The sequence below is a fragment of the Burkholderia sp. AU30280 genome (genome assembly GCF_020420125.1).
GTDB lineage: Bacteria > Pseudomonadota > Gammaproteobacteria > Burkholderiales > Burkholderiaceae > Burkholderia.
Window position 1 is genome coordinate 1 of sequence record NZ_JAIZRY010000009.1, and the last position, 23,737, is coordinate 23,737.

General features: G+C 67.6%; 19 protein-coding genes. 13 read left to right on the plus strand and 6 right to left on the minus strand.

Going from position 1 to position 23,737, the window contains the following annotated elements; genetic code table 11:
- From LGN17_RS20985 to LGN17_RS20995, 3 genes are all read right to left on the minus strand, one after another.
- Positions 1-629 (minus strand): PhaM family polyhydroxyalkanoate granule multifunctional regulatory protein (locus tag LGN17_RS20985; protein ID WP_226198491.1); only part of this gene is annotated, 629 nt, incomplete at its 3' end.
- A gap of 88 nt (positions 630-717) precedes the next feature.
- Positions 718-1,545 carry an enoyl-CoA hydratase/isomerase family protein gene (locus LGN17_RS20990; protein ID WP_226198492.1) on the minus strand — a complete coding sequence of 276 codons (828 nt, stop codon included), beginning with the start codon at positions 1,543-1,545 and terminating at the stop codon, positions 718-720.
- A 134-nt stretch (positions 1,546-1,679) separates the two neighbouring features.
- Positions 1,680-2,672: a fumarylacetoacetate hydrolase family protein gene (locus LGN17_RS20995; protein WP_226198493.1), complete on the minus strand. Its 993-nt coding sequence runs from the start codon at positions 2,670-2,672 to the stop codon at positions 1,680-1,682.
- A gap of 143 nt (positions 2,673-2,815) precedes the next feature.
- Here LGN17_RS20995 and LGN17_RS21000 point away from each other — a divergent pair, with 143 nt between their 5' ends.
- From LGN17_RS21000 to metH, 5 genes are all read left to right on the plus strand, one after another.
- Positions 2,816-3,676 carry an IclR family transcriptional regulator gene (locus LGN17_RS21000; protein ID WP_226198494.1) on the plus strand — a complete coding sequence of 287 codons (861 nt, stop codon included), beginning with the start codon at positions 2,816-2,818 and terminating at the stop codon, positions 3,674-3,676.
- A gap of 114 nt (positions 3,677-3,790) precedes the next feature.
- On the plus strand, positions 3,791-5,071 hold the full coding sequence (locus LGN17_RS21005; RefSeq protein ID WP_226198495.1) for a DUF3108 domain-containing protein: 1,281 nt from the start codon (positions 3,791-3,793) through the stop codon (positions 5,069-5,071).
- Positions 5,072-5,324: 253 nt separating this feature from the next.
- Positions 5,325-5,582: a DUF3567 domain-containing protein gene (locus LGN17_RS21010; protein WP_006477667.1), complete on the plus strand. Its 258-nt coding sequence runs from the start codon at positions 5,325-5,327 to the stop codon at positions 5,580-5,582.
- Positions 5,583-5,784: 202 nt separating this feature from the next.
- Positions 5,785-6,852, plus strand: coding sequence for a homocysteine S-methyltransferase family protein (locus LGN17_RS21015; protein WP_226198496.1), 1,068 nt, complete (start codon positions 5,785-5,787; stop codon positions 6,850-6,852).
- 42 nt (positions 6,853-6,894) lie between these two features.
- Positions 6,895-9,612 carry a methionine synthase gene (metH, locus tag LGN17_RS21020; protein ID WP_226198497.1) on the plus strand — a complete coding sequence of 906 codons (2,718 nt, stop codon included), beginning with the start codon at positions 6,895-6,897 and terminating at the stop codon, positions 9,610-9,612.
- Positions 9,613-9,725: 113 nt separating this feature from the next.
- Here metH and LGN17_RS21025 read toward each other — a convergent pair whose 3' ends face one another.
- A complete protein-coding gene (locus LGN17_RS21025; RefSeq protein WP_011353361.1) occupies positions 9,726-10,049 on the minus strand; it encodes a DUF1840 domain-containing protein in 324 nt (107 codons plus the stop codon).
- A gap of 200 nt (positions 10,050-10,249) precedes the next feature.
- On the opposite strand from LGN17_RS21025, the gene argS reads away from it, so the two are divergent.
- The 5 genes from argS to LGN17_RS21050 all read left to right on the plus strand — a co-directional run bounded on the left by argS (position 10,250) and on the right by LGN17_RS21050 (position 16,544).
- Positions 10,250-12,031, plus strand: a complete 1,782-nt coding sequence (gene argS / locus LGN17_RS21030; protein ID WP_226198498.1) for an arginine--tRNA ligase — start codon at positions 10,250-10,252, stop codon at positions 12,029-12,031.
- 119 nt (positions 12,032-12,150) lie between these two features.
- Complete coding sequence (locus LGN17_RS21035; RefSeq protein WP_226198499.1) at positions 12,151-13,056, plus strand: SPOR domain-containing protein; 906 nt, start codon at positions 12,151-12,153, stop codon at positions 13,054-13,056.
- Between the two features lie 69 nt (positions 13,057-13,125).
- Positions 13,126-13,764 (plus strand): thiol:disulfide interchange protein DsbA/DsbL, encoded by a 639-nt coding sequence (locus tag LGN17_RS21040; RefSeq protein ID WP_011353364.1) that lies wholly within the window; start codon positions 13,126-13,128, stop codon positions 13,762-13,764.
- Positions 13,765-13,783: 19 nt separating this feature from the next.
- The gene (locus tag LGN17_RS21045; protein ID WP_226198500.1) at positions 13,784-14,557 is read left to right on the plus strand and encodes an SDR family oxidoreductase; all 774 of its coding nucleotides are present in this window, start codon (positions 13,784-13,786) and stop codon (positions 14,555-14,557) included.
- 391 nt (positions 14,558-14,948) lie between these two features.
- Positions 14,949-16,544, plus strand: a complete 1,596-nt coding sequence (locus LGN17_RS21050) for an ABC transporter substrate-binding protein (RefSeq protein WP_226198501.1) — start codon at positions 14,949-14,951, stop codon at positions 16,542-16,544.
- Positions 16,545-16,595: 51 nt separating this feature from the next.
- Here the strand turns inward: LGN17_RS21050 and LGN17_RS21055 are convergent, their stop codons facing one another.
- Positions 16,596-16,856 carry a hypothetical protein gene (locus tag LGN17_RS21055; protein WP_226198502.1) on the minus strand — a complete coding sequence of 87 codons (261 nt, stop codon included), beginning with the start codon at positions 16,854-16,856 and terminating at the stop codon, positions 16,596-16,598.
- A 322-nt stretch (positions 16,857-17,178) separates the two neighbouring features.
- Between LGN17_RS21055 and LGN17_RS21060 the strand changes: the two genes are divergently transcribed.
- The gene (locus LGN17_RS21060) at positions 17,179-18,519 is read left to right on the plus strand and encodes a tetratricopeptide repeat protein (RefSeq protein ID WP_226198503.1); all 1,341 of its coding nucleotides are present in this window, start codon (positions 17,179-17,181) and stop codon (positions 18,517-18,519) included.
- A 320-nt stretch (positions 18,520-18,839) separates the two neighbouring features.
- Positions 18,840-20,480 (plus strand): ABC-F family ATP-binding cassette domain-containing protein, encoded by a 1,641-nt coding sequence (locus tag LGN17_RS21065; RefSeq protein WP_226198504.1) that lies wholly within the window; start codon positions 18,840-18,842, stop codon positions 20,478-20,480.
- 16 nt (positions 20,481-20,496) lie between these two features.
- Here the strand turns inward: LGN17_RS21065 and LGN17_RS21070 are convergent, their stop codons facing one another.
- On the minus strand, positions 20,497-21,576 hold the full coding sequence (locus LGN17_RS21070) for an MBL fold metallo-hydrolase (protein WP_226198505.1): 1,080 nt from the start codon (positions 21,574-21,576) through the stop codon (positions 20,497-20,499).
- A gap of 304 nt (positions 21,577-21,880) precedes the next feature.
- On the opposite strand from LGN17_RS21070, the gene aceK reads away from it, so the two are divergent.
- Positions 21,881-23,698, plus strand: coding sequence for a bifunctional isocitrate dehydrogenase kinase/phosphatase (gene aceK, locus LGN17_RS21075; RefSeq protein WP_226198506.1), 1,818 nt, complete (start codon positions 21,881-21,883; stop codon positions 23,696-23,698).
- The last annotated feature ends 39 nt before the right edge of the window (positions 23,699-23,737 follow it).

Genomic DNA, 23,737 nt, shown 5'->3' on the forward strand with positions numbered 1-23,737 from the left:
GCCGGAGCCGGCTTCGCGGCCGGCTCCGGCGGCGCAGCCGCGTCCGCCGGCGCCTCACCGGGCGCGGCGGGCTGCATGCCCGGCTGCGCCATCGCGAGGCTCGCGAGCTGGTTGAACTGCGACTGCAGCAGGTTCCACCAGCCCGATGGGTCGAAGGCCTGCTGCGCGGCGTCGCCCGCCGCCGCATCCGACGCGTCGGCATCCGCGGCCGGCGGTGCGTCGCCCGATGCCTGTTTCGCCGCATGCGCGGCCGCGACGGCCGCTTCCTCGGCCGCTGACATCGAGCTCTGCGCAAACGCGCCGAACGCACGCAGCGTCGCGAGCGTCGCGCGCTGCACCTCGAGCGCCTGGATCGCGGACTGCAGCATCCCGAGATTGAGCTTCAGCCACTGCTCGACCGCGCGCAGGTCGGTGATCCGCTTGTCGAGCTCCTCGACGCTCGTGAGCGGCGCCATCATGTCGGACATGCTCGACAGCGACGGCGGCAACCCGTGCGTGGCGCCCGGAAACGACGTCATCCCGCCGAACGGCGACATCCGCATCATGTCCCACATGCGGTCCATCATGTCGGCGGGCTTGAAGCCGGCAAAGCCGGCGAAAGGGTTGGAGCCGGGGGCATCGGTCGTCATACGGGCATCCTGGTTGACTGGGTGAGGGCAAGGCGGCCGCCATGCATCGCGCGAGCCGCGCCTGGGTCGATCATAGCGCCGGCGCGCATCAGAACGGCGCGTCGCCGGGAAACTCGGGCGGGCGCCGCTCGCGCAGCGAGCGGATGCCTTCCTGCACGTCGGGCCCCGAGAAGCCCATGAATTCGAGCGCAAGCGACGTATCGAAAGTCGGCCCGGCCGTGCGCAGCCAGTTGTTCAACGCGTACTTGGTCCAGCGGATCGCCGACTGCGAACCGTGCGCGAGCCGCTCGGCCACTTCGTACGCCTTCGGCAGCAGGTCGGCCGGCTCGACCGCGAGCGAGACCAGCCCGATCCGCTCGGCCTCCTCGCCGCTCACGGGCTCGCACAGCATCAGGTAGTACTTCGCCTTCGCCATCCCGCACAGCAGCGGCCACACGATCGCCGCGTGGTCGCCCGCCGCGACGCCGAGCCGCGTGTGGCCGTCGATAATGCGCGCATCCTTCGCGGCGATCGAGATGTCCGCGAGCAGCCCCGCGACGAGCCCGGCGCCGACGGCCGGGCCATGCATCGCCGACACGATCGGCTTGCTGCAGTTGATCACGTTGTAGACGAGGTCGCGCGCCTCGCGCCACACGCGGGCGCGCACGTCGAAGTCGTTCGCCATGTCCTCGACGAGCGCGAGATCGCCGCCTGCCGAGAAGCCCTTGCCTTCGCCGCGGATCACCGCGACGCGCGTGTCGGGATCACGGTCGACGTCGCGCCAGATGTCGGCGAGCTCGCGATGCATGCGTGCGTTCGCGGTCGCGAGGCCGCTGCGGTTCGCGCCCTCGCCGCTCATCACGACGTCGAGCACGCCATGGTCGCGGCGCGTCACCTTCAGTGCTTCGTAACCGCTGTACGCGGCGAGATTGGCCATGCCAGCTCCTTGCTCGAGGCTCTCGAGCCCCTGAATCGAGTGTAGCCAAGCCCGCGCGGGCAAACATCAGGCGAAACCCGGCGCGCGGGCCGGGCCCGGGTTTCGCGACGGCGGAGCTGCGTGCCCCGCGTGACTTACGCCGCGCCGTCGGGCGGGGCGACCGACTGCTCGATCGCGCCGAAGATCGACTTGCCGGCCGTGTCGAACATCTCGATGCGCACGGTATCGCCGTAGCGCATGAACCCGGTCTGCGGCGCGCCGTGCTCGATCGTCTCGAGGCAGCGTTTCTCGGCGATGCAGCAGTAGCCGCGCTTCGCGTCCTTGTTCGACACCGTGCCCGAGCCGACGATCGAGCCGGCGCGCAGGTTGCGCGTCTTCGCCGCGTGCGCGATCAGCTGGCCGAAGTGGAACACCATGTCGGTGCCCGCATCGGGCTGGCCGACCTTCTTGCCGTTCCAGTGGACGATCATCGGCCGGTGCACGCGGCCTTCGCGCCATTCGTCGCCGAGCTCGTCGGGCGTCACGGCGACCGGTGCAAATGCGGTGGCCGGCTTGCTCTGGAAGAAGCCGAAACCCTTCGCGAGCTCGGCCGGAATCAGGTTGCGCAGCGACACGTCGTTCACGAGCGTGACGAGCCGCACGGCCTTCAGCGCTTCGTCGGGCGTCGCGCTCATCCGCACGTCGCCGGTGATCACCGCGACTTCCGCCTCGAAATCGATACCCCATTCCTCGGACGGGCACACGACGTCGTCGCGCGGCCCCAGAAAATCGTCGCTGCCGCCCTGGTACATCAGCGGGTCGGTCCAGCATTCGGGCGGCATCTCCGCGCCGCGCGCGCGGCGCACGAGCTCGACATGGTTCACGTAGGCGGAGCCGTCGGCCCACTGGAACGCGCGCGGCAACGGCGCCATGCAGTTGGCCGGATCGAACGCGAACGCATTGCGCGCGCGGCCGTGGTTCAGCGCGTCGTACAGGTCGCGCAGCTGCGGCGCGTAGAACGCCCAGTCGTCGAGAACGCGCTGCAGCGTCGGCGCGATCGCATCGGCGATCGCCGCGGTGTGCAGGTCGCGCGACACGACGATCAGCTGGCCGTCGCGCGTGCCGTCCTTCAGCGAAGCAAGTTTCATAAGGGGGACTCAGCCGTTGTAGTGACGATGGAGGGAATCTATTTTACGATGGTGAATCCCTGCGGCGCGCCGCGATTGTGCGCGCCGTTTTCGCCCCGATTTTCCAGCCCGACTCCTGCCGCACTTTCGCGCACCTGCCGCCCATGCCTGCCAGCCCGCTTCCCGACGACGATCTCGCCGACTCCGACGACGCCGCTTCCGGCGAGCACGGCGAGAAGGTCCGTTCCGGCATCCAGTCGATCGAGGTCGGCTTCCGCCTGCTCGATGTGCTGACGAGCGAGCCGCGCGCGATGATGCTGCGCGACCTCGCTCAGCGCGCGGGCATGAGTCCTGCGAAGGCACACCGCTACCTGGTCAGCTTCGCGCGGCTCGGCGTGGTGTCGCAGGATCCCGTCTCGGGCCGTTACGAGCTCGGCGGCTTCGCGCTGCAGATGGGGCTCGCGCGGCTCGCGCGCGTCGACGGCGTGAAGCTCGCGCGGATCGCGCTGACCGAATTCCGCGACCGGCTCGACCAGACGGTCGGCATCGCCGTGTGGGGCAACCAGGGGCCGACGATCGTCCACTGGATGGAATCGAGCCACCCGGCGAAGGCGTCGCTGAAGCTCGGCGACGTGATGCCGCTGCTCGGCTCCGCGACGGGGCTGCTGTTCGCCGCGTACCTGCCGCGCAGCAAGACCGCCGCGATGCTCGAGCGCGAACTCGCCGATACCCGCCGCTCGCCGAACCACGGCGGCCCGCGCACGCTCGACGAGGTCGACGCGGTGCTCGCCGACGTGCGCAAGCACGAGGCCGCGCGCGTCGAGGGAATGCTGCTGCCGACGATCCACGCGTTCTGCATGCCCGTGTTCGATGCGGTCGGCGAACTCGCGCTCGCGATCGTCGCGCTCGGCCAGGAAGGCTCGTTCGACATTGCATGGGGCGGCGAGATCGACACCGCGCTGCGCGCCTGCGCGCGGAAACTGTCTTACGAACTCGGCTATAGTCCCGACGCACGCGACGCCTGACGCATCCTGCACCCGCCCCGTCACGCAGCGCGAACGCGCGGCGCATTCGACAGTCCGATTCCTGTGGCGCGCGCGGCGCGCCCGACGCCATGCGAACGCTCCGATCCTGTTCCGATGCCCATGCAGCCTGCCGACACCCGCCCGAGTCACGCTTTGCCCCGCCACTGGCTGCGCGTGGGCATTGCGCTCGTCGTCGTGCTGGTGCTGCACGCGCTCGCCGCGTTCTGGCTGATGCGCAACCGCGACGCATTCACGCCGCCCGCGCCCGCCGAAGTCCCCGTGCAGATCGAGCTGCTGAAACCGCAACCGATCGAGCGCCAGCCCGCGCCGCCTGCACCGAAGCCGGTCGAGCGTCCGGCCGCGCCCGCACCGGCTGCCCCGAAGGCCGCCGCACCGAAACCCGCGCCTGAGCCGGTCCTCACGTCGACGCAAACGGCCGAGCACGGCGAGCCGCCGGCCGCCGCGTCCGCGGCGAGTGGCGTGCCGGGCGCATCGGGCGCCGATGCCGCGTCGGCTGCCGGCGCCGCCAGCGCCGCGACGCCGGGCCCCGCGACGAACGGCGTGAAATTCGCCGCGCCGCCGTCCGGCGACCTGCAGTACGACACGTTCTACAACGGCATGCAGAACATGATCGGCACGATCCACTGGCGCACCGACGGGCACACCTACGACCTGTCGGTGTCGATGCCCGTGCCGTTCGTCGGCCCGTTCACCTACCGCAGCGAAGGCCGCATCGACGCGTTCGGCGTCGCGCCCGACCGCTACGTCGAGAAGCGCGGCAAGCGGCCGGAAGACATCGCGATCTTCAACCGCGAAATCCGCCAGGTCGTGTTTACGCGCACGCCGAACAACGCGCCGCTGCCCGACGGCGTGCAGGACCGCTTCAGCATGCTGATGCAGTTGTCGGGGCTCGTGCGCGGCAATCCGTCTGCCTACAAGCCGGGCGTCACGCAGCAATTCTTCGTGATCGACAACAACAGCGGCGAGACCTGGCCGATCACCGTGATCGGCGACGAGCAGGTGCAGACGCAAACCGGTATCATCAGCGCGCGGCACTTCATGCGCCTGCCGCGGCGCGACGGCGACACGCGCCGCATCGACATGTGGCTCGCGCCGTCGCTCGGCTGGCTGCCCGCGCGACTCGTGCAGACCGAACCGAACGGCGCGCAGATCGAGCTGTTGTGGCATGGCCGGCTCGCGGCGCCGGGCGCGCCGTCCGACGAAGAACCCGCAGGCGGTGCAATACATGCGCCCGCCGGTGCACCGACGCCCGACGCATCGGCTGCTCCCGCCGCGGAACCGGCACAACCCGCGCCGCCGGCCGCCGCGCAACCACCGGCACAACCGGCTGCGCCGCCCGCGTCCTCGCCTGTCACATCGCCTGTCACACAGTGAACTCGCGCGTGGACGCGCGCGATTCGGCAATTTCGACCGATTACAGATTTCCGCGAAATGGCCGATGACACTCTTTAACAACTATTTCCGTCCACCGGTCGACAATGGGAAACGTTTCATAGACATCGGCTTCTAACCGATACACCCTACACAACGGGAACAGGGTGTGCAGCGCAAGCCCCTTGAATCCGGCAAGGCTCGCCCCACCTAGGGGACAACAAGGCCAGATGCCACTGCGAAGAGGAGTGCCGCCATGCAAATGATCTACAACAGCCCCAACTACTGCGTCGTCGAATTCGCGCCGCAGGCCGGCCACCACCTGATGAACGCCGGCGGATATGAAATCGTCGACAAGAACGCGCAGCGCGAAATCTTCATCGACGGCGAACTTGCCGAACGATTCCGCGCGCACGTGAAGCAGTTGATCGAGGATGAACCGTCGCTCGACGAAGTCGACGAATTCCTCGGACAATTCGACAGCCTGATGATGATGCCCGTCGTGCTGCACTGACGACCCGCGGCCCGGCGCCTCGCGCGGCCGGGCCATTCGCCGCGCATCGACGCGGCACCCGCGAGCACTCCGATCATGCCCCCGTCCGGTTCGCCGGCGGGGGTTTTCATTTGGCGGCCCGGCCGGCGCGGCGCGAGGCCGGGCGGCGCCCATGCGCACCGGCTACAATGACGGTTTTCCCGTCTTCGCCGGTCTTTCGCCCATGTCTGCGACTCCTCTCGCCGCTTCCGTCCCGCTCGACGCGCCCTACACGCGCGGCGCCGCACTGCCTGCGCTGCTCAAATCGCGCATCCTGATCCTCGACGGCGCGATGGGCACGATGATCCAGCGCTACAAGCTCGACGAAGCCGCGTATCGCGGCGAGCGCTTCAAGGATTTCCCGCGCGACATCAAGGGCAACAACGAGTTGCTGTCGATCACGCAGCCGCAGATCATCCGCGAGATCCACGACCAGTACTTCGCGGCCGGCGCCGACATCGTCGAGACCAACACGTTCGGCGCGACGACCGTCGCGCAATCCGACTACGAGATGGAGGATCTCGTCGTCGAGATGAACATCGAATCGGCGAAGCTCGCACGCGAAGCGGCCGAAAAATACGCGACGCCCGACAAGCCGCGCTTCGTCGCGGGCGCGATCGGACCAACGCCGAAGACGGCCAGCATCTCGCCGGACGTCAACGACCCGGGCGCACGCAACGTCACGTTCGACGAGCTGCGCGCGTCGTACTACCAGCAGGCGAAGGCGCTGCTCGACGGCGGCGTCGACCTGTTCCTCGTCGAGACGATCTTCGACACGCTGAACGCAAAGGCCGCGCTGTTCGCGCTCGACGAGCTGTTCGAGGACACCGGCGAACGCCTGCCGATCATGATCTCGGGCACCGTCACCGATGCGTCGGGCCGGATCCTGTCGGGCCAGACGGTCGAGGCGTTCTGGAATTCGCTGCGCCATGCGAAGCCGCTCACGTTCGGCCTGAACTGCGCGCTCGGCGCGGCGCTGATGCGCCCGTACATCGCCGAGCTCGCGAAGCTGTGCGACACGTACGTGTCGTGCTACCCGAACGCGGGCCTGCCGAACCCGATGGCCGAGACGGGCTTCGACGAGACGCCGGACGTCACGTCGGGGCTCCTGAAGGAATTCGCGCAAGCCGGGCTCGTGAACCTCGCCGGCGGCTGCTGCGGCACGACGCCCGAACACATCGCCGAGATCGCGAAGGCGCTCGCCAACGTGAAGCCGCGCCGCTGGCCGAACCAGTACAGTGACAACGCCTGACCCGACCGCCCTACGTCCTTCATCACCAGAATTCGCACCGCCATGACCGATCACACGATGCGCCTCGCCGGCCTCGAGCCTTTCAACGTCACGCCCGGGACGCTCTTCATCAACGTCGGTGAGCGCACCAACGTCACCGGCTCGAAGGCGTTCGCACGGATGATCCTCAACGGCCAGTTCGACGAGGCGCTCGCGGTCGCGCGCCAGCAGGTCGAGAACGGCGCGCAGGTGATCGACATCAACATGGACGAGGCGATGCTCGATTCGAAAGCGGCGATGGTGCGCTTCCTGAATCTCATCGCATCGGAGCCGGACATCGCGCGCGTGCCGATCATGATCGACTCGTCGAAGTGGGAGGTGATCGAGGCGGGCCTGAAGTGCGTGCAGGGCAAGGCGATCGTGAACTCGATCTCGCTGAAGGAAGGCGAGGACGCGTTCCGCCACCACGCGCACCTGATCCGCCGCTACGGCGCGGCGGCCGTCGTGATGGCGTTCGACGAAACCGGCCAGGCCGACACCTACGCGCGCAAGATCGAGATCTGCACACGCTCGTACAACTTCCTCGTGAACGAAGTCGGCTTCCCGCCGGAAGACATCATCTTCGACCCGAACATCTTCGCCGTCGCGACCGGCATCGAGGAGCACAACAACTACGCGGTCGACTTCATCGAGGCGACCCGCTGGATCAAGCAGAACCTGCCGTACGCGAAGGTGAGCGGCGGCGTGTCGAACGTGTCGTTCTCGTTCCGCGGCAACGACCCGGTGCGCGAGGCGATCCACACTGTGTTCCTGTACCACGCGATCCAGGCGGGGATGGACATGGGCATCGTCAACGCGGGCCAGCTCGGCGTGTACGCCGACCTCGACCCGGAGCTGCGCGAGCGCGTCGAGGACGTGATCCTGAACCGCCGTGACGATTCGACCGACCGCCTGCTCGAGATCGCCGACAAGTTCAAGACCGGCGCCGCGAAGAAGGAAGAGAACCTCGAGTGGCGCAACCAGCCGGTCGAGAAGCGGCTCGCGCACGCACTCGTGCACGGCATCACGAACTTCATCGTCGAGGATACCGAAGAAGCGCGCGCGAAGATCGCCGCGGCCGGCGGCCGGCCGATCAACGTGATCGAAGGGCCGCTGATGGACGGGATGAACGTCGTCGGCGACCTGTTCGGCCAGGGCAAGATGTTCCTGCCGCAGGTCGTGAAATCGGCGCGCGTGATGAAGCAGGCCGTCGCGCACCTGATTCCGTTCATCGAGGAAGAAAAGCGCCTGCTCGCGGAAGCGGGCGGCGACGTGCGCGCGAAGGGCAAGATCGTCATCGCGACCGTGAAGGGCGACGTGCACGACATCGGCAAGAACATCGTGTCGGTCGTGCTCCAGTGCAACAACTTCGAAGTCGTCAACATGGGCGTGATGGTCCCGTGCAACGAGATCCTCGCGAAGGCGAAGGTCGAGGGCGCGGACATCATCGGGCTGTCGGGCCTCATCACGCCGAGCCTCGAGGAAATGGCGTACGTCGCGTCCGAAATGCAGCGCGACGACTACTTCCGCGTGAAGAAGATCCCGCTGCTGATCGGCGGCGCGACCACCTCGCGCGTGCACACGGCCGTGAAGATCGCACCGCACTACGAAGGCCCGGTGGTCTACGTGCCGGACGCGTCGCGCTCGGTGTCGGTCGCCTCCAGCCTGCTGTCCGACGAAGGCGCGGCGAAATACCTCGACGAGCTGAAGTCCGACTACGAACGCATCCGCGACCAGCACGCGAACCGCAAGGCGCAGCCGATGGTCACGCTCGCCGAAGCGCGCGCGAACAAGACCAGGATCGACTGGGCGGGCTACCAGCCGGTCAAGCCGAAGTTCATCGGCCGCCGCGTGTTCAAGAACTACGATCTGAACGAGCTCGCGCAGTACATCGACTGGGGCCCGTTCTTCCAGACCTGGGATCTCGCGGGCCCGTACCCGGCGATCCTGAACGACGAGATCGTCGGCGAATCGGCGCGACGCGTGTTCTCCGACGCGAAATCGATGCTCGCGCGCCTGATTCAGGGCCGCTGGCTGACCGCGAGCGGCGTGATCTCGCTGCTGCCGGCGAATACCGTCAACGACGACGACATCGAGATCTACAGCGACGAGTCGCGCTCGGAAGTGCTGCTCACGTGGCGCAACCTGCGCCAGCAGAGCGTGCGCCCGGTGGTCGACGGCGTGATGCGGCCGAACCGCTCGCTCGCCGACTTCATCGCGCCGAAGGAATCGGGCGTCGCCGACTACATCGGGATGTTCGCGGTGACGGCCGGCCTCGGCGTCGACGCGAAGGAAAAGCAGTTCGAAGCCGACCACGACGACTACAGCGCGATCATGCTGAAGGCGCTCGCCGACCGCTTCGCGGAAGCCTTCGCGGAAGCGATGCACGCACGCGTGCGGCGCGAGCTGTGGGGCTACGCGAGCGGCGAAACGCTCGACAACGAGGCGCTGATCGCGGAAAAGTACGCGGGCATCCGCCCGGCGCCCGGCTACCCGGCCTGCCCGGATCACCTCGTGAAGCGCGACATGTTCGACGTGCTGCGCGCGGACGAGATCGGCATGAGCGTGACCGACTCGCTGGCGATGCTGCCGGCCGCGAGCGTATCGGGCTTCTATCTCGCGCATCCGGACAGCCGCTATTTCTCGGTCGGCAAAATCGGGCAGGATCAGCTCGAGGACTACGCGCGGCGCATGGCGCTGTCGCTCGACGACGCGCGCCGCGCGCTCGCGCCGCAGCTCTGATCGAAGCGAACGGGCCACCGGCCGCCCGTTTGGTCAGACAAAACGAAAAAGCCCGCTCGGAAGCGGGCTTTTTCTTGTCTTACTTGACCTTTCTTACTGCCGGGCAAGGAAGCTCAGAAGCCCCAGTGCACGTCGGCTTCGCCGGCTTTCGCCTCGCGCAGCATCGTGAGGAACGGCGCGACGCGCTGGGCCAGGCTCGGCGGCACTTCGTGGTGCGCGTGGTCGGCTTCGTCCTCGTGGAAATGGCCGGCGTGCTCGGCGCGCTCCTGCTTCGCCTGCGCGACTGCGCCTTCCAGCTTCGCGATCGCGTGGTCCAGTTCGTCGTGCGTAATCACACCGCGCTCGCCCAGCTGCTTGCCGACGAGACCCAGCACATACACGGCGAAATCCTTCAGCACGTCGAGATCCTGTGCCGCCTTGCTCTTGAACGTAATCATGACAATTCCCTTTTCATCTTGTTGTGCCTGCGCGGCGAGGTTGGGGAACGCCGGCAGACCGGCGTCCGGCCTCGCGGACGCGGGCCGCCTGAGCGGCATATTAGCACCTGTTAAAATTCTGCGATCCCTGAAACGCGCGCTTAAAAAGCGCGCCGGCGGGCCGGCGTTTCCGGCCGCCACCAACGAAGCCTTCTACCAGCATGCTGCCAGCACACAAACAGACCCTCGAAGCCCTGCTCGCGGATAGCGTCAAGCAGGTCGCACACGCGCTGAAAGGCGCCGACGCAGCGTTCGTCGCCCCGACCATCACGCTGGAGCGCCCGAAGGTCGCCGCGCACGGCGACGTCGCGTGCAACGTCGCGATGCAGCTCGCGAAGCCGCTCGGCACGAATCCGCGCCAGCTCGCCGAGCAGATCGTCGCCGCACTCACCGCCCAGCCGGGCGCGCAAGGCCTCGTCGAAGCCGCCGAGATCGCCGGCCCCGGCTTCATCAACCTGCGCCTGTCGGCCGCCGCGAAGCAGGCGGTGATCGCCGCCGTGTTCGACCAGGGCCGCGCGTTCGGCACGTCGGATCGCGAGAAAGGCAAGCAGGTGCTGCTCGAATTCGTGTCGGCGAACCCGACCGGCCCGCTGCACGTCGGCCACGGCCGCCAGGCCGCGCTCGGCGACGTGCTCGCGAACGTGATCGCGAGCCAGGGCTATGCGGTGCACCGCGAGTTCTACTACAACGACGCGGGCGTGCAGATCGGCAACCTCGCGATCTCGACGCAGGCGCGCGCGCGCGGCCTGAAGCCGGGCGACGCGGGCTGGCCGGAAGCCGCGTACAACGGCGAATACATCGCCGACATCGCACGCGACTACCTGAACGGCGAAACGGTCGCCGCGTCGGATGGCGAGCCGGTCAAGGGCGCGGGCGACGTCGAGGATCTCGACGCGATCCGCAAGTTCGCGGTCACGTACCTGCGTCGCGAGCAGGACATGGACCTGCAGGCGTTCGGCGTGAAGTTCGACCAGTACTACCTCGAGTCGTCGCTGTACAGCGAAGGCCGTGTCGAGAAGACGGTCGACGCGCTGATCAAGGCCGGCATGACCTACGAGCAGGACGGCGCGCTGTGGCTGCGCACGACCGACGAAGGCGACGACAAGGATCGCGTGATGCGCAAGTCGGACGGCACGTACACGTACTTCGTGCCGGACGTCGCGTACCACGTGACGAAGTGGGAGCGCGGCTTCACGAAGGTGATCAACATCCAGGGTTCGGACCACCACGGCACGATCGCGCGCGTGCGCGCCGGCCTGCAGGGCCTGCACATCGGGATTCCGAAGGGCTACCCCGACTACGTGCTGCACAAGATGGTCACCGTGATGCGCGACGGCCAGGAAGTGAAGATCTCGAAGCGCGCGGGCAGCTACGTGACGGTGCGCGACCTGATCGAATGGTCGGGTGGCGCGGCGGCGGGCCAGGAAGCGGCGCCCGACCTGATCGACGAGGCGACCATCACGCGCGGCCGCGACGCGGTGCGGTTCTTCCTGATCTCGCGCAAGGCCGATACCGAGTTCGTGTTCGACATCGACCTCGCGCTGAAACAGAACGACGAAAACCCGGTCTATTACGTCCAGTACGCGCATGCACGGATCTGCTCGGTGCTCAATGAGCTGAAATCGCGCTACAACGTCGACGTTGCGCAGTTGCCGGGCGCCGACCTGTCACAGCTGACGAGCGCGCAAGCGGCGTCGCTGATGCAGAAGCTGGCCGAATACCCGGACATGCTCACGCACGCGGCGAACGAGCTGGCGCCGCACGCGGTCGCGTTCTACCTGCGCGATCTCGCTGGCGAATTCCACTCGTTCTACAATGCGGAGCGCGTGCTGGTCGACGACGAAGCGCCCCGCAATGCGCGCGCCGCGCTGCTCGCCGCGACCCGGCAGGTGCTCGAAAACGGTCTGGCGGTGCTCGGCGTGTCCGCGCCCGCCAAGATGTAAGGACGCAAGCGGCCCGAACCGGGCAGCGAATGGCCGCGGCAGCGCCCGCCGTCGGATAGCCCGCCGTCGGATAGCCCGCCGCGGCCTTTTCACGATTCTTTTTGCAGGTGACTCAAGCAATGGCACAACCACGCCGCACTTCGAAACAATCGAAACAAGCCGGAGGAACATTTCTTGGAATCGTGCTGGGCCTGATCGTCGGCCTCGCGATCGCGGTGGTGGTGGCGCTCTACATCACGCGTTCGCCGTCGCCGTTCGTGTCGAAGGTCGCGCCGCCGCCGGCCGACAACGGCGCGAGCCAGCCGCAGCAGTTCGATCCGAACCGCGCGCTGCAGGGCAAGACGCCGGGCCAGCCGGTGCCGCAGGCCGCGCAGTCGGCGCCGCCGAACACCGCGCCGGGCCAGGCCGCGAACCAGACCCAGGGCGGCCTGCTGCCCGAACCGCAGATCGTCGAAGTGCCGCCGCAGGCCAACGGGTCGAGCGGCTCGAACAGCACCGGCAGCGCGAACAACAAGACCGCGTCGAACACTACGTCGTCGAGCAATGGCGTCGCCGTCGCGCCGAAGCCGGCCGACACCACGCCGCCGCCGAAGAAGACGCAGCAAGCGCAGCAGCAACAGCAGCAAGGCGGCGAGGACGACCTCGCACGCTTCGCCGCGCAGAAGCAGGCGCAGCAAGCCGCCGCGCAAAAGCAGCAACAACAGCAACTGGCCGCGAACACGCCGAAGCCGACCTCGTCGGCCACGGCCGCCGCCGCAGCGAAGCCGCCGACCGCGAACGACGCGAATACCGGCTACTTCCTGCAGGTTGGCGCGTACAAGACGGAAGGCGACGCCGAGCAGCAGCGCGCGCGCCTCGGCTTCCAGGGCTTCGAGTCGAAGGTGTCGAAGCGCGATGTCAGCGGCGTGACGTATTTCCGCGTGCGGGTCGGCCCGTTCTCGAAGTTCGAGGATATGAACTCGGCCCGCCAGCGCCTGTCCGATGCAGGTGTCGACACGGCGGTGATCCGTTTCACGAAGCAGTAAGCAACCGGCCGAGCCCACCCAGAACCCGTTACGTCCCGTAACCCGAGCAACTGATTCGACGTTCACAACATGAAAAAACTGCTTAGCACGCTCCTTCTGTCCCTGGGCCTGGCCGCCGGCCTCGCGCAGGCTTCGCCCGCCGCGCCGGTCGCCGGCAAGGACTTCGAGGTGATGAAGTCGCCGCAGCCGGTGTCCGCGCCGGCCGGCAAGGTCGAGGTGATCGAGTTCTTCTGGTACGGCTGCCCGCACTGCTACGAATTCGAGCCGACGATCGAGGCCTGGGTGAAGAAGCAAGGCAACAACATCGACTTCAAGCGCGTCCCGGTCGCATTCCGTGACGATTTCGTCCCGCACTCGAAGCTGTTCTACGCGGTGTCCGCGCTCGGCATCTCCGAGAAGGTCACGCCGGCGATCTTCAACGCGATCCACAAGCAGAAGAACTACCTGCTGACGCCGCAGGCGCAGGCCGATTTCCTGGCCACGCAAGGCGTCGACAAGAAGCAGTTCATGGACGCGTACAACTCGTTCAGCGTGCAGGGCGAAGTGAACCAGTCGGCCAAGCTGCTGAAGGACTACGCGATCGACGGCGTGCCGACGGTCGTCGTCCAGGGCAAGTACAAGACGGGCCCCGCTTACGCGAACAGCATCCCGGGCACGGCCCAGGTGCTCGACTTCCTCGTGAAGCAGGTTCAGGACAAGAAGCTCTGATCCCCGCCCGCGCGCCGGCATGACTACTCCGCTGAAGGTCTTCATCACCGGCGCATCGAGCGGCCTCGGCCTCGCGATGGCCGAGGAATACGCCCGCCAGGGCGCCACGCTTGCACTCGTCGCGCGACGCACCGATGCCCTCGATGCGTTCGCGCGGCGCTTCCCGAAGCTGCCCATCTCCGTCTATTCCGCCGACGTGCGCGACGCCGACGCGCTCGCGACGGCCGCCGCGTCGTTCATCGCAACGCACGGCTGCCCCGACGTCGTGATCGCGAACGCGGGTATCAGCCAGGGCGCCGTCACGGGCCAGGGCGATCTCGCGACGTTCCGCGACGTGATGGACATCAACTACTACGGGATGGTCGCGACGTTCGAGCCGTTCGTCGGCCCGATGACGGCCACGCGCCACGGAACGCTGGTCGGGGTCGCAAGCGTCGCCGGCGTGCGCGGCCTGCCCGGTTCCGGCGCGTACAGCGCGTCGAAATCGGCCGCGATCAAGTACCTCGAAGCGCTGCGCGTCGAGCTGCGGCCGGCCGGTGTCGGCGTCGTGACGATCGCGCCCGGCTACATCCGCACGCCGATGACCGCGCACAACCCGTACCGGATGCCGTTCCTGATGGACGCCGACCGCTTCGCCGCACGGGCGGCCCAGGCGATCGCGCGGCAGCACGCGTTCCGCGTGATTCCGTGGCAGATGGGCGTCGTCGCGAAGGTGCTGCACGTGCTGCCGCGCTGGCTGTACGACCGCCTGTTCGAGAAGGCGCCGCGCAAGCCGAAGGCCGGGGCGCACTGACACTCCGGCGAGCGCCGGCCCGCGCGAAGCATCGCGGGCCGTCTCTCCGTCTCTCCGTCTCTCCGTCTCTCCGTCTCTCCGCCTCCCTGCCTCTCCGCCTTCCGCACCGACGTCGACACCTGGCCGCTTCGACACTTCGATTGGCAGACCGCTCCCCCGCCGCACCGCTGTCCATTGCCCCCAGCGCCAGCTCTCCCCTTCCCGCCGCCCGAACACCCGTTCCGTCGCGAACGCAGCCGTTTTTCGGTCAATTCGCCGCGTTCAGGCGCTTTTTTCACGCGTCGCGCGCTTTGACGGTATGCTATTCGCCAGCCGCGCCGGCCCTGCCCGCTTCCGGGCCGCGCCCGCATCCCGTCACCCAGCAAAAAACACAAGCCACGTGGGAGATCCTATGCAGGTCAAGCTGTTCGCCGCGGCCACGCTCGCCGCCGCCCTCGCCGCCCCCGGCCTCGCCGCCGCCAAGCCGCTCACCGTGTGCACGGAATCGAGCCCGGACGGCTTCGACGTCGTGCAGTACAACTCGCTCGTCACGACCAACGCGTCGGCCGACGTAATCTTCAACACGCTCGTGTCGTACGACGAAGCCGCGAAGAAGGTCGTGCCCGCGCTCGCCGACAAATGGGAGGCGAGCGCCGACGGCCTCACGTACACGTTCCACCTGCGCCCGAACGTCGCGTTCCAGACCACCGACTACTTCAAGCCGAGCCGCGCGCTCGACGCGGACGACGTCGTGTTCACGTTCTCGCGGATGCTCGACGACTCGAACCCGTGGCACAAGGTGGCGGGTGCGAGCGGCTTCCCGCACGCGCAGTCGATGGGCCTCGTGAAGCTCGTGAAATCGGTCACGAAGGTCGACGACAGCACCGTGAAGTTCGTGCTGAACGAACCGAACGCGACGTTCGTGCCGATCCTGACGATGGGCTTCGCGTCGATCTACTCGGCCGAATACGCGGACCAGTTGCTGAAGGCCGGCAAGCAGGCCGACCTGAACGCGAAGCCGGTCGGCACCGGCCCGTTCGTGCTGAAGAGCTACACGAAGGACGCACTGATCCGCTACGACGTGAATCCGACCTACTGGGGCACGAAGCCGAAGGTCGACCGGCTGATCTACGCGATCACGCCCGACCCGTCGGTGCGCCTGCAGAAGGTAAAGGCCGGCGAATGCCAGATCGCGCTGTCGCCGAAGCCGCAGGACGTGCTCGCCGCGAAGGGCGAAAGCGCGCTGAAGGTCGTGCAGACGCCCGCGTTCATGACCGCGTTCGTTGCACTGAACACGCAGAAGAAGCCGCTCGACAACGACAAGGTGCGCGAAGCGCTGAACCTCGCGTTCGACCGCGCGACCTACCTGAAGGTCGTGTTCGACAACACCGCGACGGCCGCGAACAACCCGTATCCGCCGAACACGTGGAGCTATGCGAAGGACGTCGCGCCGTATCCGTACGATCCGGCGAAGGCGAAGCAGCTGCTCGCGCAGGCCGGCTTCCCGAACGGCTTCTCGACGACGATCTGGACGCGCCCGACCGGCAGCGTGCTGAACCCGAACCCGAAGGTCGGCGCGGAGCTGCTGCAGGCCGACCTCGCGAAGATCGGCGTGAAGGCCGAGGTCAAGGTGATCGAATGGGGCGAGCTGATCAAGCAGGCGAAGCTCGGCCAGCATGACATGCTGTTCATGGGCTGGGCCGGCGACAACGGCGATCCGGACAACTACCTGACGCCGCAGTTCAGCTGCAATGCGGTGAAATCGGGCATCAACTTCGCGCGCTTCTGCGACGCGCAGCTCGACAAGCTGATCACCGACGGCAAGTCGACCGCCGACCAGGCCAAGCGCGCGAAGCTGTACGAAGCCGCGCAGAAGATCATCCACGACCAGGCGCTGTGGATCCCGCTCGGTTACCCCACCGCGGCCGCGCTGACGCGCACGAACGTGAGCGGCTATCGCGTGAGCCCGTTCGGACGGCAGAACTTCACGACGGTCGCCGTGCAGTAACGCGTCCGCCCCGAACGGGCGTCACGCCGCCGCCGTGTTGCCTGCATCGCGTTACGCGGTGGTGTTGATCAGGCTGCCGAGCGCGTCGCCGGCGAGCGAATAGGTCGACGCCGTGCCGTTCGCGGTGCCCGTCGACGACGTCGTGCTGTCGGTCGAGCTCGACGACACGGCCTCGGCGCCATGATGATGGCCGTGCATGTGCTTCGTCCGCTCCGGGGACGACGTGGACGTGGTGTTGCCGGTGCGCTGCGCGGCATTGCCCTGAAACGTCGGGGACGTGATGCCGCTGGTCGAGACGCTGGAAATGGACATGGAATTCCTCTGGGTTGAATGAACGGACGCCCGCCGCGATGCGTTGCTTTGCGAGCGCCATCGCAGCGTGCCGCAAGCACACGCCGTTCAATCGGTCGATTAGAGGCGGAAACGACGCGGTCGGGCGGTGCCGCGTTACGACCCATTACGTCGGCGGCTTGCGGTAATCGCCGGTAAATTTCCGGAGTGAGGGAGCGATCGGAACGGATCGGCGCGCTGCTATCTTCCGGGCGTTCGTTCCGTCCGGCCGGGGTCTTCCCGGCTTTCGCCCAACCGCACCGCAAGCGTCGTGTCATCCGGCCGCGTGCGGCATGCCGCCATCATGTCCATCGATCACGCCCTTTCACTCGCGTCCTCTTGCCGGCAGGCGGGCCATCTCGACCAGGCCAAACACCATTACCGCGATGCGCTCGCGCTCGAGCCCGGCCACTGGGACGCGTGCTTCGGCCTCGCGCTGGTGCTGATCCGGCAGGACCGCTTCGACGAAGCCATCGGCTGGCTGACGCCGCTGCTGGAGCGCCCCGGCGATCACGCCGCCGTCAGCCGCCAGCTCGGCCTCGCCGAGACCTGCGCGGGCCGCCACGCACGCGGGCTCGCATATTTCCGGCGCGCGCTCGAACACGATCCCGACGATCCCTCGCTCGCGCATACCGTCGCGAATCTCGAGCAGGCGCTGGGGCTCGCGCGCGAAGCCGACGCGAGCTTCCGCCGCGCGCTGAAACTGAAGCCGCTTGTCACGATCCCGGCCGCCGTCGCGCCGGCGGACTTCCGCGTATTGTTCGTGTTCGCGCCCGGCGCCGGCAACACACCGTTCGAATTCCTGATCGATCGGGCGCGCTTCGAAAGCAACATCATCACGCTGCTGCCCGACATGGAGTACGACGTCGACCGGTTGCGCATCCATGCGGACGTGGTCGTCAATCTGGTGTCCGACGTCGATCGCGGGCGGGCGCTGCTCGCGCCGGCACAGGCGCTCGTCACGAGCGTCGGCCGGCCCGTCGTGAATGCGCCGGCCGTGATCGCGCAAACGAGCCGGGACGCGGTGGCGCGGCAACTGGCGGAGATGCCGGGCTGCCGTGTGCCGCAGACGTCGCTTCACCGGAAAGCCGCGCTGCTCGCGAGGCCGGCCGGCGCGCACGGCGGCGATGATTTCGAACGGATGGAACACGCGGCGCAACTGCTGGCGTTCGTCGACAGGTTCGATACGGACGATTTCTATCTGACGCCGTACGTCGACTACCGGTCCGCCGACGGCTATTTCCGCAAGTACCGTTTCGTCTATGTCGACGGCGAGATCCTGCCGTATCACCTCGCGATCGACAGCCAGTGGAAGGTCCATCACGCGACGACCGACATGGCGCACCACGCGTGGATGCAGGACGAGGAGCGCGCGTTCCTCGACGATCCGTGGCAAGCGTTCGGCGCCGCGCAGCGCAACGGACTGCAGGCGATCCGCGACGCGATCGGGCTGGACTATTTCGGCATCGACTGCGGGCTCGACCGCGACGGAGCGGTCGTCGTGTTCGAGGTCAATGCGAGCATGCTGGTGCACGGGAACAACGAACGATTCCCGTACAAGACAGCCGCCGTCGAGCGCATCCGGCAAACGTTCCACGCGCTGCTCGAGCGGCGCGCAACGACGGCGCCGCGCGCTGCGGGCTGACCCAGGCACGCGCACGAACGAACGCGATGCTCGATGCCATCGCGCTCACCCGCACGAACGCGGGCCGCTGTCGCGTGAGCCCGTGCGGACGGCAGACCTTCTCGATCGCCGCGGTGCGGTACGCGGCCGCCGCGCGTCGCGCGCAAGCGACGACGCGTCGGGCCGTCGCTTGCGGCCCGCGCGCCGCGCTTGCTACACTGCGCGCTCATTCCTCATACCGGACGCCAGCCAAAGTGAACAACTAAGCCTTCCCGAAATGTTTTCGCCGCCGTGCCACGCACGCCGCGCGCGAAGGTCTTCACGCATTTTCGGAGGTGCTTATGGCTGCCGCCACGCCCACCGGCGCGCTTGTCGCGCTTCATCACGTTTCCTTCCGCTTCGACGACGGCGTCACGCTGTTCGATTCGCTCGACCTTTCGATCGACCGCACGCCGACCGGCATCGTCGGCCGCAACGGCGTCGGCAAGAGCCAGCTCGCGCAACTGATCGCGGGCCGCTGCGCGCCGAGTGCGGGGACGATCGACCGGCGCACGCCAGTCGTCTACGTCGCGCAGCAGCATGACGACGCAGCAGCCGGCCCGCGAACCGTCGCGCAGGTTGCCGCGCTCGATGCGCCGCTCGACGCGCTCGCGCGTCTCGCCGACGGCCGCGCGGAACCGCACGACTTCGACCTGATCGGCGATCGCTGGGATCTCGCGGAGCGGTTGCGCACCGCGCTCGACGCGGCCGGCCTGCACGACGTGCGCGCCGAAACGCCGGCGCAGGCGCTGAGCGGCGGGCAACTCGCGCGCGTCGCACTGATCGGTGCCCTGCTGTCCGGCGCCGGCCTTCTGGTGCTCGACGAACCGACCAACCATCTCGACGCGCAGGGCCGCGCATGGCTGCGGGCGGCGCTCGACGGCTGGCGCGGCGGCCTCGTCATCGTGAGCCACGACCGTGCGCTGCTCGCCGACGTGCAGCGCATCGTCGAGCTGACGCCGCAAGGCGTGCGCTCGTATGGTGGCAACTTCGCGCTCTACCGTGCGCAGCGCGACGCTGAACAGGATGCCGCGCAGTCCGCACTCGACAACGCGCGTACCGAGCGCGGACGCGTCAGGCGCAGGCTCCAACAGGAGCACGACACGATCCAGCGTCACGCGGCCGCGTCGCTGCGCGAGGCGAAGACAGCCAACCTGTCGTCGGGCGCGCGCCAGAGCCGCAAGGGCGCGGCGCGCAACATCATGGGGCAGGTCCGGCGCCACCAGAGCGAATTCAAGACGACGCTCGACGAACGCGTGCAGGAGACGGCCGCGCGCGTCGCAGCCGATGCGCCCGTGCTTGTGTCGCTGCCGGGCACCGGGGTCAGCGCGCGCCGCCAGCTGTTCACGCTCGACCGCGCGCAACCGCCGTGGCGCATCGCCTGCGATGCCGACGCGATCACATGGTCGGCAAGCGGCCCGGTGCGCATCGCGCTGACCGGCCCGAACGGCTGCGGCAAATCGACGTTGCTGCGCATGCTCGCCGGCGAGCTTTCGCCGCGTTCAGGCGCATGCACGACGCACGTCAGCGCCGCGTATCTCGACCAGCGGCTCGCGCTGCTCGATCCCGATCGTTCGATCGTCGAGCAACTGGGGCTGCTCGATACGCCGCTCGCCGAAGGCGACCTGCGCAGCCGGCTCGCGCTGTTGCAGCTCGACGCGGCGCGCGCGACGCAGCCGGCACGGCAGCTGAGCGGCGGCGAACGGCTGAAGGCCGCACTCGCGTGCGCGTTGTGGCGCGGCACGCCCGCGCAACTGCTGCTGCTCGACGAGCCGACCAACCACCTCGATCTCGAATCGGTGCGTGCGATCGAGGCCGCACTGGCCGGCTTCCCAGGCGCGATCGTGGTCGCGTCGCACGACACCGCATTTCTCGCGGCGCTCGACCCGACGCACACGATGCAATGGCATCGCGACGGGTGGCGCTACGAACCCGTCGCGTGAGGAAACCGCAGCGGTGTCAGCCGGCGGTACGGAACCGCAGCACGCCGTCGTCGCCCTGCTCGCGCACGAGTTCGCCCGCGAGCCACAGCAGGTTCAGGTGGGCGAGCGCCTCGCCGAGCGCGAACGTCATCTGGTGGATGTCAAGCTCGCGGCGGCGGAACATGATCGGCACGATGTCGGCCGCGCTCATCGGCTTTTCCGTGCACGCGACGCGCACTTCGGCCAGGCGCGCGTCGTGGTGTTCGCGCAGTTGCGTGATGCGCGTGCGCACGCCACGGAACGGCTTGCCGTGCGACGGCAGCACCAGCGTATCGGGCGCCATCGTCTCGTAGCGGCCGAGCGACTGCAGGTACAGCGCGAGCGGATTCGCTTCCGGTTCGAGGTCGAACACGGACACGTTCGTCGAGATGCGCGGCAGCACCATGTCGCCGGAGATCAGCACGGCGTCCGCTTCGCTGTGCAGCGCGCAATGTTCAGGCGAATGGCCGAAGCCGGTCACGACGCGCCAGGTGCGTGCGCCGATCGTCACCGCGTCGCCTTCGCGCAGGCGCCGGTAGCGCGGCGGCACGGCCGGCACGAGATCCGAGTAGTAGTGGCGGCGGTTGCGCAGCTTGTCGAGCGCGGCCGGATCGGTCAGCCCGTGGCGCGCGAAGTGATCGGCGGCAGCCGCGCCGCCCGCGTTCGAGCCATTGCCGGCCGCCATCAGGCAGCCGAACATGTACTCGCCGAGCGTCATCCACAGCCGCACGTTCCAGCGCCCCTTGTCGCCGCCTTCGCACAGCCAGTTCGCGAGGCCGAAGTGATCGGGGTGGCAGTGCGTGACCAGCACGCGCAGCACGGGCAGGCCGTCGAGATGCGAGTCGAAGATCTGCTCCCAGTGCGTGCGGATCGCATCCGACGAGATCCCGCAATCGACGATCGTCCAGCCGGCCTGCCCGTCGATCTCGTCACGCAGCAGCCACAGGTTGATGTGATCGAGCGAGAACGGCAGCGGCATGCGCAGCCAGCGCACGCCGGGCGCGACCTCGAACGTGTCGCCCGCGGCGGGCAGCGTGTCGGCGAAGGGATAGTCGAGTTGGTGTTCCAGTGCGTTCATCGGTGGGGCGTCTCGTCGTTATCGGTACGAATGCGCGCCGGCGGCAGGCCGCGGCGGGCGGTGCGTCGATTCTATCGCCGTCGCGCGGAACACGCGCCCGGCGGCTTGCCGCCCGTCAAAAAAAGTTCGTGCCAGAATCGGCTCCGTACCCGTATCTTTACGCGAAGATGCACCGAACGGCATCCAACGGCGGACAACCTGCCGCCTGCCTGCCGGCCGCTCATTGCCGCAAAGCCCTTGAACCGCCCGCTTGGGCGCTAAAATGGCGAGTGCTTACAGCCCCTCCCGAACGAGCCTGCACGCGATGAATCACTTCCCCAAACTGCTGTCTTCGCAGATCGGTTTCGACGTCGCGCAGACGATGCTCGAGAACTTCGACCGCCACTACCGGATCTTCCGCGAGGCGGCCGTCGAAGCGAAGACGCTGTTCGAGCGCGGCGACTGGCACGGGCTGCAGCGGCTCGCGCGCGAGCGGATCACGTCGTACGACGATCGCGTGAAGGAATGCGTCGAGGTGCTGGAAGACGAATACGACGCGGAGAACATCGACGACGAAGTGTGGCAGCAGATCAAGCTGCACTACATCGGCCTGCTCACGTCGCACCGCCAGCCCGAGTGCGCGGAGACCTTCTTCAATTCGGTGTGCTGCAAGATCCTGCATCGCTCGTACTTCAGCAACGATTTCATCTTCGTGCGCCCGGCGATCTCGACCGAGTATCTCGAGAACGACGAGCCGGCCGCGAAGCCGACCTACCGCGCGTACTATCCGGGCACCGACGGGCTCGCGGCCACGCTCGAGCGGATCGTCACGAACTTCCAGCTCGAGCCTGCGTTCGACGATCTCCCGCGCGACATCGCATGCGTGATGCAGGCGATCCATGACGAGTTCGGCCACTTCGACGAAGCGCCGAATTTCCAGATCCACGTGCTGTCGTCGCTGTTCTTCCGCAACAAGAGCGCGTACATCGTCGGCCGCATCATCAACGCCGACCGCGTGCTGCCGTTCGCGGTGCCGATCCGCCACGTGCGCCCGGGCGTGCTCTCGCTCGACACCGTGCTGCTGCGCCGCGACCAGCTGATGATCATCTTCGGCTTCTCGCATTCGTATTTCCTCGTCGACATGGGCGTGCCTTCCGCGTACGTCGACTTCCTGTGCACGATCATGCCCGGCAAGCCGAAGGCGGAGATCTACACGTCGGTCGGCCTGCAGAAGCAGGGCAAGAACCTGTTCTATCGCGACCTGCTGCACCACCTGTCGCATTCGAGCGACCGCTTCATCATCGCGCCCGGGATCAAGGGCCTCGTGATGCTGGTGTTCACGCTGCCGTCGTTCCCGTACGTGTTCAAGATCATCAAGGATCAGTTCCCGCCGCCGAAGGAAACGACGCGCGCGCAGATCATGGAGAAGTACCAGCTCGTGAAGCGCCACGACCGCCTCGGGCGGATGGCCGACACGCTCGAGTATTCGAGCGTCGCGCTGCCGCTCGCGCGGCTCGACCATGCGCTCGTGCGCGAGCTCGAGAAGGAAGTGCCGTCGCTGCTCGAATACGAGGACGACAATCTCGTGATCAAGCACCTGTACATCGAGCGCCGGATGACACCGCTGAACCTGTATCTGCAGAACGGCACCGACACGGACATCGAGCACGGCGTGAAGGAATACGGCAACGCGGTGAAGGAGCTGATGAAGGCGAACATCTTCCCCGGCGACATGCTGTACAAGAACTTCGGCGTCACGCGCCACGGCCGCGTCGTGTTCTACGACTACGACGAGATCGAGTACCTGACCGACTGCAACGTGCGCCGCGTGCCGCCGCCGCGCAACGAGGAAGACGAGCTGTCCGGCGAACCGTGGTATACCGTCGGCCCGCACGACATCTTTCCGGAGACCTACGGGCCGTTCCTGCTCGGCGACCCGCGCGTGCGCGACGTCTTCATGAAGCATCACGCGGACTTTTTCGATCCCGCGCTGTGGCAGGCCAGCAAGGACAAGCTGATGCAGGGCGAATTGCCCGATTTTTACCCGTACGACGCCGCGCTGCGCTTCAGCGTGCGCTACCCGGCGCGCTTCGGCGCGACGGACCAGAACGACGGCGAAGGCGACGCGCAGCGCGCCGCCTGACGCCGGTCACACCGAACCCGCTATCGACCTGATTGCCGA

What these genes read in the sequence shown, in the direction of transcription:
- LGN17_RS20990 (WP_226198492.1), bottom strand. Translation starts at nt 1,545, where the DNA reads ATGGCCAATCTCGCCGCGTACAGCGGTTACGAAGCACTGAAGGTGACG.
- LGN17_RS20995 (WP_226198493.1), bottom strand. Translation starts at nt 2,672, where the DNA reads ATGAAACTTGCTTCGCTGAAGGACGGCACGCGCGACGGCCAGCTGATC.
- LGN17_RS21000 (WP_226198494.1), top strand. Translation starts at nt 2,816, where the DNA reads ATGCCTGCCAGCCCGCTTCCCGACGACGATCTCGCCGACTCCGACGAC.
- LGN17_RS21005 (WP_226198495.1), top strand. Translation starts at nt 3,791, where the DNA reads ATGCCCATGCAGCCTGCCGACACCCGCCCGAGTCACGCTTTGCCCCGC.
- LGN17_RS21010 (WP_006477667.1), top strand. Translation starts at nt 5,325, where the DNA reads ATGCAAATGATCTACAACAGCCCCAACTACTGCGTCGTCGAATTCGCG.
- LGN17_RS21015 (WP_226198496.1), top strand. Translation starts at nt 5,785, where the DNA reads ATGTCTGCGACTCCTCTCGCCGCTTCCGTCCCGCTCGACGCGCCCTAC.
- metH (WP_226198497.1), top strand. Translation starts at nt 6,895, where the DNA reads ATGACCGATCACACGATGCGCCTCGCCGGCCTCGAGCCTTTCAACGTC.
- LGN17_RS21025 (WP_011353361.1), bottom strand. Translation starts at nt 10,049, where the DNA reads ATGATTACGTTCAAGAGCAAGGCGGCACAGGATCTCGACGTGCTGAAG.
- argS (WP_226198498.1), top strand. Translation starts at nt 10,250, where the DNA reads ATGCTGCCAGCACACAAACAGACCCTCGAAGCCCTGCTCGCGGATAGC.
- LGN17_RS21035 (WP_226198499.1), top strand. Translation starts at nt 12,151, where the DNA reads ATGGCACAACCACGCCGCACTTCGAAACAATCGAAACAAGCCGGAGGA.
- LGN17_RS21040 (WP_011353364.1), top strand. Translation starts at nt 13,126, where the DNA reads ATGAAAAAACTGCTTAGCACGCTCCTTCTGTCCCTGGGCCTGGCCGCC.
- LGN17_RS21045 (WP_226198500.1), top strand. Translation starts at nt 13,784, where the DNA reads ATGACTACTCCGCTGAAGGTCTTCATCACCGGCGCATCGAGCGGCCTC.
- LGN17_RS21050 (WP_226198501.1), top strand. Translation starts at nt 14,949, where the DNA reads ATGCAGGTCAAGCTGTTCGCCGCGGCCACGCTCGCCGCCGCCCTCGCC.
- LGN17_RS21055 (WP_226198502.1), bottom strand. Translation starts at nt 16,856, where the DNA reads ATGTCCATTTCCAGCGTCTCGACCAGCGGCATCACGTCCCCGACGTTT.
- LGN17_RS21060 (WP_226198503.1), top strand. Translation starts at nt 17,179, where the DNA reads ATGTCCATCGATCACGCCCTTTCACTCGCGTCCTCTTGCCGGCAGGCG.
- LGN17_RS21065 (WP_226198504.1), top strand. Translation starts at nt 18,840, where the DNA reads ATGGCTGCCGCCACGCCCACCGGCGCGCTTGTCGCGCTTCATCACGTT.
- LGN17_RS21070 (WP_226198505.1), bottom strand. Translation starts at nt 21,576, where the DNA reads ATGAACGCACTGGAACACCAACTCGACTATCCCTTCGCCGACACGCTG.
- aceK (WP_226198506.1), top strand. Translation starts at nt 21,881, where the DNA reads ATGAATCACTTCCCCAAACTGCTGTCTTCGCAGATCGGTTTCGACGTC.